We start from the raw sequence: 15,298 nt of genomic DNA on the forward strand, positions 1-15,298 counted from the left end.
AGGCGAGATCGGATGGAGTGCGGAGAGGATCAGGAAGGGCTGGATGCGCTCGGTTGAGGATCAGCAGATCAAGGTGACCGCCGCGGCGGTCGCGCCCCGGCCGGTTCGGGTCGCGATCTCCGAGGCCCAGGGCCTGCTGTGTGCCGAGGACGTCGTCACCGAGCGGCCGTTGCCCGGCTTCGACCAGGCCGCCATCGATGGCTACGCCGTGCGCAGCGTCGACGTGGCCTCGGCCGGGGCCGACATTCGCGACGAAGAGGGCGATCTCGTCGATCTGACCCTCCCGGTGGTCGGCGAGGTGGTCGCCGGTTCGCGTCAGCCGATCCGCTTGCAGCCGCGCCAGACCGTCCGGGTGGACACCGGCGCGCCGATGCCGACGCTCGCCGACGCGGTGCTCCCGCTGGATTTCACCGACGGTGGGCGGGCCAGGATCAAGGTGTACGAGCCGGTGCGCTCCGGCGACTACGTGCGGCGGATCGGGGACGACGTCCAGCCGGGCGATGTCGCGGTGCGCGCGGGAACCATCATCGGCGCGGCCCAAGTAGGTCTGCTCGCCGCCGTCGGTCAGGACAAGGTGCTGGTGCACCCGCGCCCGCGACTATCGGTGCTCTCGGTGGGCGGTGAGCTGATCGATATCGATCGCACACCCGGCCCCGGCCAGGTCTACGACGTGAACTCCTACGCGCTGGCCGCGGCCGCGCGGGATGCCGGCGCGGACGTCAACCGCGTCGGCATCGTCAGTTCCGATCCGCGCCGGTTGCGCGACGCGGTGGAGGGACAGCTGGTGCGCGCGGAGGTCGTCGTCATCGCGGGCGCGGTCGGTGGCTGGGCCTCCGAACAGGTCCAGGAGGCGCTGGAAGGGCTCGGTGAGCTCGAAATCACCCGGGTAGCCATGCATCCCGGCTCCGTGCAGGGCTTCGGCCGGCTCGGGCGCGACGAGGTGCCGACGTTCCTGCTGCCCTCCAACCCGGTGAGCGCGCTGGTGGTATTCGAGGTGATGGTGCGGCCCTTGATCCGAATCGCGTTGGGCCGCAGGCATCCCATGCGCCGGATCATCAGCGCCCGGACCATCACGCCGATCAGCTCCATGGAAGGTCGCAGGGGTTACCTGCGCGCGCAGCTCATGCGGGACGAAGCGACCGGCGAATACCTCGTGCAGCCCCTCGGCAACGGAAACTCCTCTTCCCACCTGCTCGCCACGCTGGCCGAGGCGAACAGCTTGATCGTGATCGACCCGGACGACACCGAGATCCGCACCGGTGACGAAGTCCAGGTCGCCTTTCTCGCGCAGCGCGGCTGAGACGTGGACGCCATGAATGTCTTCCGGGCCACCCAGCATCCGGGGTGGCCCGCGCGACTGGGCCCGGTGCGGGTGGCCGCGGGCCAGGTGACCTTGCGTCCGGTGCGGCTGCGCGACGCGGCGGCCTGGAGCCGGATCCGGTTGCGCGACAGAGCCCACCTCGAGCCGTGGGAGCCGACCGGCCGCGGATCGTGGGAGGCGCGCAACCACGCCTCCAACTGGCCCTCGCTGTGGTCGAGTCTGAAGGCGGAGGCCAGGCGCGGCGCGATGATCCCGTTGGTGATCGAGGTCGACGGTGCGTTCAGCGGGCAGTTGACCGTCGGCAATATCGTGCGGGGCGCACTGCGTTCGGCCTGGATCGGTTATTGGGTGGCCAAGGATCTCAGCGGGCAAGGCGTCGCGACGGCGGCGTTGGCGCTGGGGCTGGACCACTGCTTCGGGCCGGTGGGTCTGCATCGGGTCGAGGCGACCGTGCGGCCGGAAAATCTGGCCAGTCAAGCGGTGCTGCGAAATGTCGGTTTCCGGGAGGAGGGGCTGCTGCGGCGCTACCTCGACGTGGACGGCGCCTGGCGGGATCACCTGCTGGTCGGCATCACCATCGAGGAACTGGCCGGAACGGTCCTGGACCGGCTGGTGCGAGAGGGGCGCGTCACCCTCCAGTAGAACCGGCCGCCGAGCCGCGCTGACATTGGTAGAAATGTGACAGGTGTGGCGGATGTGCACGGCGCGCCTGCCGGAACTTGGTGCTACCCGGAATTAGCCTACGGACGTCGATGGTGCGTCTTGCGTCATCGGCACAGAGCCTGCGAGGGGACCGGCGTCCGCGCCGCTGCGTCGGACGGGGGCCGGCCGAGCGCGGGGCGTGTCACGCACCGCTCGCGGGCCGAGCCGGACAAAATCCAGGCGGGACGGAGGTGCTGACGCGATGCCGAATTCGATCCTGTGGATCGGGCTGGTCGTGCTCTGGGTCTTCGTCCTTTTCCCCATCCTCGCCGACCGCCATCCGAGAATCCGCCGGACCACCGACGCCGCGCTGGCGACCAGGGTCCTGCACCGCGGCGGCGGCAAACGACGTCTCAGGAAAGGCCCGGCCGCCGGGCACGAAACCGATCCGAACTGGCGGCCACGCCGCGTACCGAGAAAGTATCCCCACAGCGATGATGCGGAGGACCGGATGACGACACCGGCCGACGAGCCCGTCACCGAGACCGACGAGAAGAACATGCCCGCGGCCGACGACGCCGCGGCATCCGACATCGCTGACGCCGAACCGGACGACATCGCTGACGCCGAACCGGACGACATCGCTGACGCCGAACCGGACGACGCCGTGGGCGACGACTACGCGCCCGCAGCATCCGACGAGGACGAGACGGACGACGACGAAGCCTGCGAAGTCGCTGCGAAGATCGATGCGGAGACCGATGATGACGGCGTGGGCGCACACCACCCCGAGCCGATCGCGGCCAGAATTCCGCCTGCGCGCTCCACCGTGCCCGCACGTGTCGAATACGACGAGTACGACGACTACGACGAGACGGACTCGGCCGAACCGGATTTCGTCCCCAACCGCCGTGGCCGCGGCGGCTTCGACCCCGAGGCCGACGCCATCGCCCGCGCGGCCCGCTACACCTTCCGGCAGCGGGCCGTGCTCGGTTTGCTGCTCACCGCCATCCTGTCCGGCGCCCTCGCGCTCGTGCTCACCCCCTTGCTGTGGTGGGCTTGCGGGCTCGCCGTCACCGTGCTGGTGACCTACCTGGCGTACCTGCGCAAGCAGGTGCGGATGGAGGAGGAGATCCGCCGCAGGCGCGCCGCCCGCCTCAACCGCGGCCACCAGAGCGAAGCCGATCCGCGGGGCCGCCGCGCGCGTGCCCCACGCGGCACCATGGACCGCGACACCGCCCGCGCCCTACGCCGCCGCTCCACCCTGATCGAGCCCGACGACGAAGACCCCGCGTTCGCCCACCTCGACCCCTTCGACCCGGCCACCGCCCGCGCCCTACGCACCCGCACCGGCGGTGACATGCGCCGCGCGGCCGGCGCGTAGGCCGCACTTATTTCCGCAGGTCAGGGTGCCGATTCGGAGTCTGGGGGGCTGGCCTGATACAGTGTCACAGCGCGGTTCCCCAGAACCGCACGGGGCTATAGCGCAGTTGGTAGCGCGTCTCGTTCGCATCGAGAAGGTCAGGGGTTCGATTCCCCTTAGCTCCACGCATCGAAGGCTCGTGCTCATGGAGAGCATGAGCCTTTTGCGTTCCGCGTCTGCCCACGTATCCCCCGGTCGGTGCAGTTTTCATGGAGGGTACGCCCGGTCATGGCGCCCGAAGCGGCGCAACGCGATTGCTCGGCTGGCCTAACCCAGCCGAGCGTCCGGCCCGGCTCGTGTCCGGCATCGAGCGGGGGGTGTTGCCGACGATCCGGAGATCCTGTGGCGACGCGCGGTGACCTACGCGGCGACGGTGGTGGGCGGGAGGTAGATCTCGATATCGGCGGGTGAGCCGGTGTAGTGGAGGGTGCGCAGACCGAGGCGGGCGGCGGCTTGGCAGTTGTCGGCGCGGTCGTCGACGAACAGGACGCGGCCGGGGTCGCGGACTCCGGTCGCGGCGAGTGCGTTTCGGTAGGTGTCGGGGTGGGGTTTGTTCATGCCGAGCCGGGCCGAGTAGAGCGCGTCGGTCAGCACCGTGCGCCAGTCGGAGGCGTCGAGGGCATCGCTGACCGGATGGGGTGCGTTGGAGAGCAATACCATCGGAAGATCTGCCTGCCGGGCGTGGTGGAGGAGCGCGACGACGCGGTCGTCGGTCCGGGTCCACAGCTCGGTGTCGACGGCACGCAACCGGGTGAGCAGTTCCGAGTCCGGGCGGCGGCCGAGCACGGCGGTCCAGAAGGCCGCGTCGTCGAATTCACCGGCATCGTAGGGTTCGCGGGCGCTCCAGAATGCGTTCTGGAAGAGAGCGAGCTGGTCCGCGTGCCATCCGGCGAGTTCGGCGAGCTCGCTCCACATCGGAACAGTGGGTTGCAGGCCGATGACGCCGTTGTAGTCGAAGATGACCGCGTCGAGTTCCGCGGGCTGGTGAGATAGTGCAGTTACCACCGGTACTCCAGAAGGCTCGATGAGATAGAACAGCCACGCCCGCAGCGATCGGGGGCGTGCAGCGCGCCACCGCCGATTCGGCCGTCGAGAACGGCGAAAGCGGCTGTGTGGGTATGACGATTCCCGCCTCGTTCAGACGAAAGAGGCGCACGAACTGTGGATCGAAGGGATGTTCCGCGAGTCGAAAGGCTGATGGTGATGCGCGACGCTGCGCGAACAAGCCGAAACCTACCAAGGGGTACGGCGGGGTACCACTCGGAACGCGGCCTTGGTGATCCGCTCCACAAACTGCCGTTCCAAGGTCTCACCGGTGCCGCAGTCGAGTCCGCTTGCCCAGAGGCCGGACGCGTGTCGCTCGCCGACGCAGCGCATCAGGAAACCTATTCCGGACGTGCAGGTTTCAGGGCTAGCCGCGCCAATGGAGGAGTCCGGCGGTGAGATCGGTGCCACCATGACGACCTCGATGTAGTCGGGTGTAGCGAGTGGTACCCAGCATGTCGAATCTTGCTGCAAACACCGCCATTTGGCCGAGTCTCGAACGGTTGTTGCGTGAATGTGGCTCCGGATCCAGAACTCTGCACGCTGAAGCATTCGTTCTTCTTCCGCCGACCCGTAGCCGATAGGTAAGGCCTCGGCTGAATAGTGGACATCGGAAATTCTGTGGATCGAGAAGATTCGTGGCCGAATGGCTTTGAGGTGGATCGTTTGGCGGTGGCTATGCGCGGCGCGAAGGAAAACCGCCGCGGCGCCGGGAATCGTCCGGCCTGCCGGTCGACGGCCGAGAGTGAGACGAGGATCGCTGGCTCGCCCGACGACAAGTTACCGACGGCGCCCGGCTTTCGACAGTTGGTCAGCGCCGATCCGGAGCAGGTGTCCACCGCCGCGCGCGAGCGAACTTGCTCACTCGTCGGCCGCCGAGGCTCCCATTGGGCCGAGTTGGCGCGGAGGCGCCGATAGGTGGGGCAAAGCCCCATTCGCTCAGGCGGTCGCGGTCCGTAGCGCGAACCAGCCCGTTTCCGGATCGGCGAAGCCGTGGTACATGAGGCGGACTCGCTGGTCGACTTCGAAGAGGCGGTAGACCGCTAGCATCGCGCGGGCGGTGGCTTCCTGCTGGAAGTCGTCGATGCGGCGGTAGCCGATGGGGTGTTCGGGGAGTAGGGCCAGGCGGGTGAGTTCGGCGGGGTCGCTGACGTCCAGGCCGATCGGGGCGGCGTCGGTGATGTGGTGGTCGTGCAGGATGTCGTGGAGCTGATGCGGGTCGGGGCGTCCGGGCCGGAACTCCTGTAGCTCGGGCCGTAGTTTCGGGCCTGCGGCGGCCGGGCTGCCCTCGATCATGTCGATCACTTCGGCGTCGGGGGTCGGCGTGCCGGTGTCGGCGGTGAGGGGATCCTGTTCGACCACGTGCAGCATATTGCCGCCGGGGATCAGCGGTTCTGGGGCGAGGAAGAGGGTGACAGTGGGGCAGAGGCAACCTCGGCCGACCAGGCAGACTCGCAGATGGAACGGGTCGGGCATGCGGCCCTCCTGCACGGGAACGGGCCGCCACCGAGCGGCCCTTGCTGGATCGGGACTTCTGGTTTTGCCGACCGCGAACGCGCCGCGGCGCTTCGACGGTCGACCGTGCCGCAGTTCCCCAGTCTAGGAGCCGGGCGCGGCGCGCGCATTGCCATCACCCGCCGATATCCGCGATCTGCCGAGCGCCCGCACAAATTCGCTGTAACGGTGTGGAAGATGACGGGCGGCTCGGCGGCCGAACTACGCGATGGCTCGAGGCCGGACCCGCAGACGCTCAGCTGATCCGTATCTCGACCGGCGGGGCCGCCACGTGCGGATAGTCGGTGGTCACGTCGACTTGCACGCGTCCGGAGCCGGTGGGCAAGGCGGCGAAGACGGTTGCGGACGGCTGGTTCGAAGCCGTCTTGCCGGTGACGAGGACGGGCACCGTGCCCGTGGCGCCGGTGTCGAGGTTGCGCCAGTTGGCGAACGCGGTGAAAGTGCACGGCGCGTCAGTGGGGGTCTGGTTGACGAAGCTGATGCCGAAGCGGGCCGCGCCGGGAGTCCCGGTGGGTGAGGAGACGCCCGCATGCCCTTCGCCGTAGCAGGTGTCACCGAAGGTGTGGATGACGCCGATGTTCACGAACGCGGGTTCGCCCGCCTTCGCCGGGGCCGCCACCATGAACGCGCCGGCGCACAGTGTCGCGACCAGGACGCTTCGTCTCGCCGGCTGCCTGCCTTCCACTGTCGATCACGCTCCTTCTTTCGAATCGAGCACTCTCGGACGGCCATTGTGCCCCGTTTCGCACCTTCGCGGTCCGATTCGTGCCCAGAGTCGTATTCGCGGACGCGCGACGGGCGGGTGAACTTAGCATCGGAACGTGGAGCGAGGATCGTTGCTGAAGGCGCGGGCGGGCGGCAAACTGCACGGCGGCAATCACGGCATCGCGCCGGAGGAGGTGGTGGCCGCGCAGCGGGCCCGCATGCTGGTGGCGATGATCGAGGCGGCCGCGGACCGGGGCTACGCGGCGGCGACGGTGGCGGACGTGCTGAAGCGGGCCGAGGTGTCGCGGATGACCTTCTACCAGCACTTCGCGAACAAGGAGGCGTGTTTCCTCGCCGCCTACGACATGGCCGTGGAGATCGTGATGACCCGGATCGCGACAGCGCTCGCGGCCGACGGCACGCCGCTCGAACGGATAGACCGCGCACTCGACGCGTACTTCTCCACACTGGCCCAGGAACCGCAGGTCGCGAAGGTCTTCCTGGTAGAGGCGTACGCGGCGGGGAGGCCGGTGCTGGAGCGACGGCTGGCGACCCAGGCCGTGTTGGTGGACGCATTCGCCGCGACCCTCGGTGCGACCCGCCCGCATCAGCGGCTGGCGGGGGAGGCGGTGATCGGCGCGGTCGTCTCGCTGGCGACCAGCCGCGTCGTCGCGGGGGACTTCGCCGCCCTGCCCGCGCTGCGCGAGCCGCTGATGTCGTCGCTGATCAAGAATCTGGTGTGAGGCCGGACAGTCGTCCGGCAACCGCGGGCAGCCGGTCGAGCATGGCCACGGTGAAATCGGCGAGCAGGGCGATGAGCCCGTCCCGGTCGACGTCGAGGCCGCCGTCCAGCCAGACCAGGACCAGCTCGGCCGCGCCGCCGGTGATCAGCTGGGAGGTCGCGGCGATCGCGGTGTCCTGTCCTTCGGGCAATTCCAGCACCAGGCGCGTCTGCTCGATGATGACGTCGGCGACCTGGCGCATGCCCGCGAAACGACTGCGCATGAGCGCCTCGTCGCCGTAGGTCTGGGCGAACGCCACCTTCGCGCGCCGCGGGTCGTCGGTGAGTTCGACGATGAGGGCCGCGACCCCGGCGCGGATTCGGTCGGCGGGCTTGCCCGTGGTCTCGGCGATCGCCGCCTTCGCCCGGTCGAGCGCCGCCTGCTGGATTTCCGCCAGCACGCCGGAGGCGAGCGCGTCACGGTCGGGGAACGCTTCGTAGAAGAACCGTGGACCGACCTTGGCCTGCTCGCACACCCCGCGCACGGTCAATGCCGACAATCCCTGGGTGCCCATGATGTCGAGGGCGGCGTCGAGCAACCGCCTGCGGCGGTCCTCGCGGCGCTCGGCCGTGGAGGCTCCGCGGTAGGTGCCGCTGACGGTACGGGTCACCAGGCCAGCTTGACACAGCCAAAATTGGGAAACAAATGTTTACGGAAACGGTGGTTTCCTCTATCGTCGGACTATCGCAGCGTCGCGAAGGGAAGACGGTCATGAGTCTGCTTGTGCCCCAGTCGTTCGACGAGGTCTCCGGCACGATCCGCCAGGCGCGGACCACTTGGGCGTGGCACGCGCAGCGCGCGGCCGCGCGGGCGGTCGCGCATTACCCGGCGCCGGTGCGGCCGCTGGCCGATCCGCCGCCGGGTAGCGGGCTGAAGCCCGTGCTCGGGGACTTCGGGCTCCCCGGGATCGGGTACAGCGTGCACGCGCTGGCCGACCCGATCGGGTTCGCGCGAGCGCGATTCGATCGCTTCGGCCCCGTGCAGTGGTTCGGCATGCTGGGACGGCGGATGGTCACTTTCGGCAGCCCCGAGGGGTACGAGGCGGTGATGCTGGACCGGAACAAGGTGCTGTCGGCGCAGCGTGGCTGGGAGTGGCTGATCGGCCCGTTCTTCCGCGGCGGGTTGCTGCTGCGGGATTTCGACGACCACCTGTTCCATCGGCGCGTCATGCAGCAGGCCTTCACCCGGCCGCGATTGATCGGCTACCTCGATATGACCACGCCGCGGATCACCCGTGGCCTCGCGCAGTGGGAGCCCGCCGACGACTTCCGCGTCTACCGCGCGATCAAGAAGCTGCTGCTCCAGCAGGCCACCGAAGTCTTCGCGGGGGCCGAACCCAGCGCCGGCGCGGCACGGCTGGAGCGTGCCTTCGAGGACGCGGTGCGCGGTGGGGCCGCACTGATCCGGGCGAACGTGCCGGGTGGGGTGTGGGCCCGTGGCGTGCGCGGGCGACGGGTGCTCGAGGAGCACTTCCGCCGCGAATTGCCGGCGAAGCGCGCGGGCGACGGCAACGATCTGTTCAGTGTGCTGTGCCGGGCGAGCACCGCCGACGGCGAGACCTTCACCGACGCGGAAGTGGTCGAGCACATGATCTTCGTGATGATGGCCGCCCACGACACCAGCACCATCGCCGCGTCCATGCTCGTCTACGAACTCGGCAGGCATCCGGAATGGCAGGAGCGGCTGCGGGCGGAATCCGTCGCGCTGGGCAAGCCCGCGCTGGACTACGACGATCTCGACCGCCTGCCCTCGCTCGACCTCGCGTTCAAGGAGGCGCTGCGGGTCTACTCGCCGGTGGCGCAGCAGGTTCGCGAAACCATCGCCGACACCGACATCCTGGGTTACTACCTGCCGAAGGGGACGTTCATCCTGTGCGGCACGTACGGGCTGATGCGCAACGCGGAGTACTGGCACGACCCCGACACGTTCGACCCGGAGCGCTTCGCCGAGCACCGCCGCGAGGACCGATCGCACCGCTTCGCGTGGGCGCCCTTCGGCGGCGGGGCGCACAAGTGCATAGGGCTCTACTTCGGCGGCATGACGGTGAAAGCCGTCGTGCATCAGATGCTGTTGCGGTACCGCTGGAGCGTGCCGGACGGCTACCAGGTGCCATTGGTCGCGGGGACCGGGCCGGTGCCCGCCGACGGGCTGCCCATCCGGCTGGAGCGGATCGGCCGATGAGAATCGTCGCCGACCGCACCGTGTGCGCGGGGCACGGCATGTGCGAAGCACTGGCGCCCGATCTGTTCCGGGTCGGCGCGGACGGGATCGTCGCGCCGGTCGACACGGGCATCTCGTCCGAGCGGGATCTGCTCGAGCTCGTCGTGGACAGCTGCCCGGTCCAGGCGCTGCGCCTGGCCTGAGGTCCGCCGCTCCGTTTTGCGTCGACCGGGGCTGGGTACCGCGAACTGCGACGCTCTAGTCCATCGACGCGAGAGGACCGGTGACACCTCAATGGCCACCTGCGACACCTGCGGAAACGAGTACGACAAGACGTTCACCATCACCCGCGACGGCACGTCGGCCACCTTCGACAGTTTCGAATGCGCGATCAACGCCATGGCCCCGACCTGCACGCACTGTTCCTGCCGGATCCTCGGCCACGGCGTCGAGGCGCGTGGGGACTACTTCTGCTGCGCGCACTGCGCCCACGAAGCAGGTCACCCGGCCTTGGTCGACCACGTCTGAACCCGCTACCGAGCGGCGATGCGCGAGCGATCACCCGCGCGGTGCGTGACTTCGCCGCACCTGGATCCCGGCGCTTTCCGCCGCGTCGGCCAGGACCGCCTCCAGCATGGCCGGAGTGAGTCGCCCGGTGAAGGTGTTCTGCTGGCTGACGTGATAACAGCCGAACAGATGCAGCGGGCTCCGGCCGGGATCGGTGGCGGCCAGTTCCACGTGCGCGCCGTGGCCGAACCGCGGTCGCGGGCGCGGCACCACCCAACCCGCACCCGAGAGCACCGGGAGCAAGGCCTGCCAGCCGAACGCGCCGAGTACCACCACCGAGCGGACGGTGGGCGTCAGCAGGCGCAGCTCGGTGTCCAGCCAGTGGCCGCAGCGATCCCGTTCCTCGGGTGTCGGCTTGTTGTCCGGCGGCGCGCAGTGCACCGGGGCGGTGACCCGCACGCCGTCGAGCCGCAGGCCGTCGTCGCGGCCGACCGCGGTCGGCTGGTTGGCGAGGCCGACCGCGTACAGCGCCGCGTAGAGCACGTCCCCGCTGCGGTCGCCGGTGAACATGCGGCCGGTGCGGTTGCCGCCGTGCGCGGCCGGCGCGAGTCCCACGATCAGCATCCGGGCGTCCGCCGGGCCGAATCCGGGCACCGGACGGCCCCAATATGTCTGGTCGCGGAAGGCGGCGCGTTTCTGCCGCGCGACGAGTTCGCGCCATGCGACCAGGCGCGGGCAGGCGAAGCAGTCGGCGACCGCCGCGTCCAGGTCGGCGATGGACCGGCACACGTCAGGTCCCGGTGCCGGGGTCGGCCGCGTGGTCATCGGGTGCGGCCGACGCGGGCGTGTGGTGTCGATCGGTCTCGTTCATCAGGCCTCCGTTCGGTGGTGCCGCGGCAGGGGCGAACCGGACGATCATGTCCACTATGCCGCAGCGCGACCGGCCGTCGCCGCCCGCCGACGGGGGCGCGCCGGACGGCGCCGCTTCGGTCATCTGTCCAGTTCAGCGTGGTGATCGTGCGGCTACCCGCCGCGCTGTGTGATCGGTACCACCCGGTCCGGGTTGGTAGCATGGCGATTCCGACCGACCGGATGCGGTGGTTCACCTCCGGCTTCCTTCGAAAGAGTCTTTCCATGCAGTTTGAGATCGTCGAGCGGGACGAGACGTGGGTTGCCGGGCTGCCGGTACGCAGCCCCAAACGTGCGCTCGGGGAACTGCGTGACCGCGATCTGGAGGCCGCCTGGGCGGCGGTTTTGCACCAGGAACTCGGCGGCCCGCTGGCCAGCGCCTACACCGATTACGCCGGTGAGCTGGGCACGTACAACACCCAGATCGTCGGCTATCAGTGCGCGTCCTTCGACGACGTCACCCGCGGTCACTTGGTCGCGCGCCTGCCGCGTGGCGCCTACGCCCGGTTCTCCTCGGTCGGCAACTTCCCCCAGGTGATGACCGACCTGTGGACGCAGATCGCCTACGCCGAGGAACACAACCAGATCAAACGGACCTACACCGGCGACTTCGAGTGCTATCCGCACGCCTACAAGATCGATCTGTATCTGGCGGTCGACGCGCGATGAGCTATGCGATCGTGGTGCGTGCCGAAGCGGTCTACGGCGGGCTGGTCGTCCCGCGCGTGCGCCCGAGCTTCAAGGTCAGCAACAGCGACCTGATCGAGTTCCTCAAGGATCGGCTGCGCGACCGCCAGGGTGGCGAGGGGCCGATGTACACGGTGTACGTGCCGGATCCGGCCGGGAACTACAACGCCGTGGTCTGCTTCGAGTACCCGTCCCCGGACGCCGTGCCGGTGGGCGACGTCTTGGTGCGGGTGCCGAAAGGCGTCTACGCCCGTTTCGCGCCGAACGGCGACTATCACGATCCGGTGGAGGACGTCTGGGCGCAGGTCGACGACGCGACGGCGTCGGCGGAGATCACCCGGGCCTACCGTGAAGAAATCGAGATCTGGCACGGCCCGGAGTCGGTCGAGTTGTTCATTTCTATCCTGGTTTAGCTTGCTCAATAGTAACTACCCCAGAACCGACTGGTCTCCATCTTATTTCCGATATCGATTTCAGCTAGGCTGACCTGCGAAAATATCGCATGTACCGCAGAGTTTTCGGAAGATTAGCCGGACGGCTGGTCAATTCCTGTCCGATGACGGATACTGCCCTGGGCAACTTCGTCTCGGCTCGGGGCCGTGGGGGGATGCATCGGGCTGGACTATCGCGCAGGGCAGCGCGGCGATGGAGTAGGAACAACATGACTGTGGATCTGATTGCAGTCGTGCCGAGGAACTCCCGTGGGCGGGGAGTACGGCGGTATTACGACGCGCAATCCGGGTGTGCGTTCTTTGTCTCCGAACCGGATGCGCAGCCGGAACTCTGGCACCGGTATCTGCGCGGAGCGCGCGATGTCTATCGGCGCTTCGGAGTGGAACACGCACTGGAATACGACGCGGTCGCCGACGGCGGTTCGACGTCGCTGTTCTTCGCCGCGCTCGACGCCGACGGCGAGGTGGTCGCCGGGGCCCGGATGCAAGGGCCCTACCGCGAGGCGCGGCAGGCGCACGCGCTGGTCGAATGGTCTGGTCACCCCGGCGCGGACGACTTGCGGCGGATGATTGCCGATCGGATACCGCAGGGCGTGGTCGAGGCCAAGGGCGCGTGGGTCGCGCGCGATGCGGCCAATCGGGCCGAACTCGGCGCGGCGATCTCGCGCACCGTGCTGCACGGCGCGCGCCTGCTCGGCGCGCGTTACGGATTCGCGACGGTGGCCTCCTTCACCGTGCCCCGGCACGAGGCGTGCGGTGCCGTGGCAGCCGAGGGCATCCCCGCGGTGCCGTATCCGGACGAGCGCTACCGCACCGTGCCGTTGTGGTGGGACACCCGGAGCTACGCCGCGTTCGCCGACGAATTGCAACGGACCCTGACGCAGGGCGAGCAGGACGCACTGGGGCTGCCCGTCGCGCGTCCGTCCGACATGCGGTGCGGAATCGGCCGGGCGACAGAGGGCCGGCGCGGCCATGGGCGATGACCGGCCGCGTGCGGCCGACCACCGGCCGCTGATCCTCGACCCCGCCGATCCGGAGCACGCGCGGATGCTCGCCACGTTGCGCGACGACCCGCGCTTGGAAATCCTCGACCTGCGTTCGGCGTTGCGCGCCGAACTCGGCAAAATGGTGGCTGCGCCGGATATTCCGGAGGGCCCGGAAGCGGACCGCTGGATCTACTACCCGTGGCGCGCGGCGGTGATCGGATTGCCGGGCCCGCGGACTTTCCGGCTGATCCGGCTGGATCGTAATCGGAACAAATTGACCAGAGCCGAACAGGACCGGCTGGCCGAGCTCGCGATAGGGGTCGTCGGGCAAAGTGCAGGGAACGCGATCGCGCATCTGCTCGCCATGGAAGGCGTTTGCGGAGAACTGCGCCTGGCCGATCTGGACGAAATCGAATTCTCGAATCTCAACCGGGTGGCGGGAACTCTCTTCGACGTCGGCGTCAACAAAGCGGTGGTAACCGCACGCCGTATCGCCGAATTGGATCCTTACCTGCCGGTGCGGATCTTCGAAGCCGGGATCGACGAGAATTCGGTGGACGAGTTCTTGGACGGCCTCGCGATCGTCATCGAGGAATGCGATTCGCTCGATATGAAGCTGGCGATCCGTGAGGCGGCGGCACGCCGTCGTATTCCGGTGCTGATGGAAACCAGTGACCGCGGTTTGCTGGACGTCGAGCGTTTCGATCTCGAACCGCAGCGCCCGGTGTTTCACGGGTTGCTCGGTGCGGTTCGCGCGGCGGATCTGCGCGGGCTGACCTCCCGGGAGAAGGCGCCGTTCGTGGTTCAGCTGCTCGGCGCCGCCGGGTTGTCGCCGCGGCTGGGCGCGAGCCTGATCGAAGTCGGCGAGACGGTGACCAGCTGGCCGCAGCTGGCCGGTGACGTCGCGCTGGGCGCCGCGAGCGTGGTGGCCGCCGTCCGGCGCATCGGTCTGGGAATGAAGCTGGCCTCCGGTCGCGTCCGGATCGACGTGGAACGGCATCTGGACGAACTCGCCGACCCGCCGCCGCGCGACGAGCCGGCGTGGGCCGAGGCGCCGCCGGAGTCCGTCGCCGGACCCGTGGAAAGCATCCTGACCTGTGCACAACGAGCGCCGTCCGGGGGCAACATGCAACCGTGGTCGCTGCGCGCCGAGGCAGATGACATCGTCGTCGAGCTGGCGCCGCAGCACAGCGCGGCGATGGACATCGGCTATCGCGGCAGCGCCGTCGCGCTCGGCGCCGCCGTGTACAACGCGCGAGTCGCCGCGGCCGCGCACGGGGTACTCGGACCGCATGAGTTCGTCGAGGGTGCGCCTGGGTCCGGTCGTCTCGTCGCGCGCCTGCGGCTGGGGAACGAGCGCAGCGACGAGTTGGCCGCCGACTATCCCGCCGTCCTGCGCCGCGAGACCAACCGCAGCATCGGCAGCGGGTCCGGGCTGGCCGGCGGCGTCCTCGACACGCTCACGGCGGTCGCCGAATCGGCCGGAGCCCATGTGCGTGCGGTCGTGGATCGGCAGGGGATCGAAGAAGCCGCACGTTTGCTGGGTGATTCCGACCGCATCCGATATCTCACGCCCCGGTTATACGAGGAAATGCTCGGCGAAGTCCGGTGGGCGGAGGACGACGATCCGGATACCGGAATCGACGCGCGCAGCCTCGAACTGACCGACGACGAGTGGGCGGCATTTCAGATAACCACTCGCGCCGACGTCATGGCGCAGGTGCGGTCCTGGTCGGGCGGCGCGGCGCTGGGGAAATACACCGGTGACCGGGTGCGCTCCAGCTCCGCCATTCTGGCGGTGACATTCGACGCGGCCGACCCTCGATTGACCGGTTACGCGGAGGCGGGGGCCGCGGTCGCGCGGGTTTGGGTACGGGCCGAACGCCTCGGATTGTGTGTCCAACCGATTTCCCCCGTATACCTCTACGCCCGACGCCGCGGCGAACTTGCTGCGATTTCCCCCGACTTCGCGGATACACTAGCGTCACTTCAGGGCCGTTTCCTGGACCTGCTGGAAGTGCCTGAGCATGAGACCATGGCGTTGGTGCTTCGCCTGAGCTACGCCTCCGCCGCCACCGTACGCAGCAGGCGGCGTCCGGTGCTCGGTGTGGACACCAGTAGTTAGCGCGATCGGAGACAATGTGCCACGGCGGACACTCGACTCG

At 68.8% G+C, this 15,298-nt stretch carries 17 protein-coding genes and 1 tRNA gene; 12 read left to right on the forward strand and 6 right to left on the reverse strand.

Annotation, left to right across the window (positions count from 1 at the left end; all coding sequences use genetic code 11):
* Positions 1 to 43: 43 nt before the first annotated feature.
* From glp to GVY64_RS18200, 4 genes are all read left to right on the forward strand, one after another.
* Entirely contained in the window at positions 44 to 1,300 is a 1,257-nt protein-coding gene (gene glp, locus GVY64_RS18185) for a molybdotransferase-like divisome protein Glp (protein WP_159842930.1), read from the forward strand.
* Between the two features lie 12 nt (positions 1,301 to 1,312).
* Positions 1,313 to 1,963 carry a GNAT family N-acetyltransferase gene (locus tag GVY64_RS18190; RefSeq protein ID WP_159842932.1) on the forward strand — a complete coding sequence of 217 codons (651 nt, stop codon included), beginning with the start codon at positions 1,313 to 1,315 and terminating at the stop codon, positions 1,961 to 1,963.
* Positions 1,964 to 2,225: 262 nt separating this feature from the next.
* On the forward strand, positions 2,226 to 3,347 hold the full coding sequence (gene sepX / locus GVY64_RS18195) for a divisome protein SepX/GlpR (RefSeq protein ID WP_159842934.1): 1,122 nt from the start codon (positions 2,226 to 2,228) through the stop codon (positions 3,345 to 3,347).
* 91 nt (positions 3,348 to 3,438) lie between these two features.
* A tRNA-Ala gene (locus GVY64_RS18200) sits at positions 3,439 to 3,511 on the forward strand.
* A gap of 235 nt (positions 3,512 to 3,746) precedes the next feature.
* On the opposite strand, the gene GVY64_RS18205 is transcribed toward GVY64_RS18200, so the two are convergent.
* From GVY64_RS18205 to GVY64_RS18215, 3 genes are all read right to left on the reverse strand, one after another.
* Positions 3,747 to 4,391 (reverse strand): HAD family hydrolase, encoded by a 645-nt coding sequence (locus tag GVY64_RS18205; RefSeq protein ID WP_236566943.1) that lies wholly within the window; start codon positions 4,389 to 4,391, stop codon positions 3,747 to 3,749.
* A gap of 978 nt (positions 4,392 to 5,369) precedes the next feature.
* Positions 5,370 to 5,906, reverse strand: coding sequence for a hypothetical protein (locus tag GVY64_RS18210; RefSeq protein WP_159842936.1), 537 nt, complete (start codon positions 5,904 to 5,906; stop codon positions 5,370 to 5,372).
* Between the two features lie 274 nt (positions 5,907 to 6,180).
* A complete protein-coding gene (locus GVY64_RS18215) occupies positions 6,181 to 6,630 on the reverse strand; it encodes a hypothetical protein (protein WP_159842938.1) in 450 nt (149 codons plus the stop codon).
* Positions 6,631 to 6,766: 136 nt separating this feature from the next.
* Between GVY64_RS18215 and GVY64_RS18220 the strand changes: the two genes are divergently transcribed.
* Positions 6,767 to 7,393, forward strand: coding sequence for a TetR/AcrR family transcriptional regulator (locus tag GVY64_RS18220; RefSeq protein ID WP_159842940.1), 627 nt, complete (start codon positions 6,767 to 6,769; stop codon positions 7,391 to 7,393).
* On the opposite strand, the gene GVY64_RS18225 is transcribed toward GVY64_RS18220, so the two are convergent.
* Positions 7,377 to 8,042, reverse strand: a complete 666-nt coding sequence (locus GVY64_RS18225; RefSeq protein WP_159842942.1) for a TetR/AcrR family transcriptional regulator — start codon at positions 8,040 to 8,042, stop codon at positions 7,377 to 7,379. The genes GVY64_RS18220 and GVY64_RS18225 overlap by 17 nt on opposite strands.
* A 101-nt stretch (positions 8,043 to 8,143) precedes the next feature.
* Here GVY64_RS18225 and GVY64_RS18230 point away from each other — a divergent pair, with 101 nt between their 5' ends.
* From GVY64_RS18230 to GVY64_RS18240, 3 genes are all read left to right on the forward strand, one after another.
* Entirely contained in the window at positions 8,144 to 9,613 is a 1,470-nt protein-coding gene (locus GVY64_RS18230; RefSeq protein ID WP_159842944.1) for a cytochrome P450, read from the forward strand.
* Positions 9,610 to 9,795, forward strand: coding sequence for a ferredoxin (locus GVY64_RS18235; protein WP_159842946.1), 186 nt, complete (start codon positions 9,610 to 9,612; stop codon positions 9,793 to 9,795). Before GVY64_RS18230 ends, GVY64_RS18235 begins: the two co-directional genes overlap by 4 nt.
* Positions 9,796 to 9,886: 91 nt before the next feature.
* Entirely contained in the window at positions 9,887 to 10,120 is a 234-nt protein-coding gene (locus GVY64_RS18240; protein WP_159842948.1) for a hypothetical protein, read from the forward strand.
* 30 nt (positions 10,121 to 10,150) lie between these two features.
* Here the strand turns inward: GVY64_RS18240 and GVY64_RS18245 are convergent, their stop codons facing one another.
* Together GVY64_RS18245 and GVY64_RS18250 are read right to left on the reverse strand one after the other, a co-directional pair.
* Positions 10,151 to 10,924, reverse strand: coding sequence for a uracil-DNA glycosylase (locus tag GVY64_RS18245; RefSeq protein ID WP_159842950.1), 774 nt, complete (start codon positions 10,922 to 10,924; stop codon positions 10,151 to 10,153).
* Positions 10,890 to 11,093 (reverse strand): hypothetical protein, encoded by a 204-nt coding sequence (locus GVY64_RS18250; RefSeq protein ID WP_159842952.1) that lies wholly within the window; start codon positions 11,091 to 11,093, stop codon positions 10,890 to 10,892. Before GVY64_RS18250 ends, GVY64_RS18245 begins: the two co-directional genes overlap by 35 nt.
* 140 nt (positions 11,094 to 11,233) lie before the next feature.
* On the opposite strand from GVY64_RS18250, the gene GVY64_RS18255 reads away from it, so the two are divergent.
* The 4 genes from GVY64_RS18255 (at position 11,234) to GVY64_RS18270 (ending at position 15,258) form a co-directional block, all read left to right on the forward strand.
* Complete coding sequence (locus tag GVY64_RS18255) at positions 11,234 to 11,677, forward strand: GyrI-like domain-containing protein (RefSeq protein ID WP_159842954.1); 444 nt, start codon at positions 11,234 to 11,236, stop codon at positions 11,675 to 11,677.
* Positions 11,674 to 12,108, forward strand: a complete 435-nt coding sequence (locus GVY64_RS18260) for an effector binding domain-containing protein (protein WP_063021492.1) — start codon at positions 11,674 to 11,676, stop codon at positions 12,106 to 12,108. Before GVY64_RS18255 ends, GVY64_RS18260 begins: the two co-directional genes overlap by 4 nt.
* Before the next feature lie 248 nt (positions 12,109 to 12,356).
* Complete coding sequence (locus GVY64_RS18265; protein ID WP_201298061.1) at positions 12,357 to 13,130, forward strand: hypothetical protein; 774 nt, start codon at positions 12,357 to 12,359, stop codon at positions 13,128 to 13,130.
* On the forward strand, positions 13,120 to 15,258 hold the full coding sequence (locus GVY64_RS18270) for an Rv1355c family protein (protein ID WP_159842956.1): 2,139 nt from the start codon (positions 13,120 to 13,122) through the stop codon (positions 15,256 to 15,258). Before GVY64_RS18265 ends, GVY64_RS18270 begins: the two co-directional genes overlap by 11 nt.
* Positions 15,259 to 15,298 lie beyond the last annotated feature (40 nt).

Source organism: Nocardia sp. CY41, from assembly GCF_009829325.1.
Taxonomy (GTDB): domain Bacteria; phylum Actinomycetota; class Actinomycetes; order Mycobacteriales; family Mycobacteriaceae; genus Nocardia.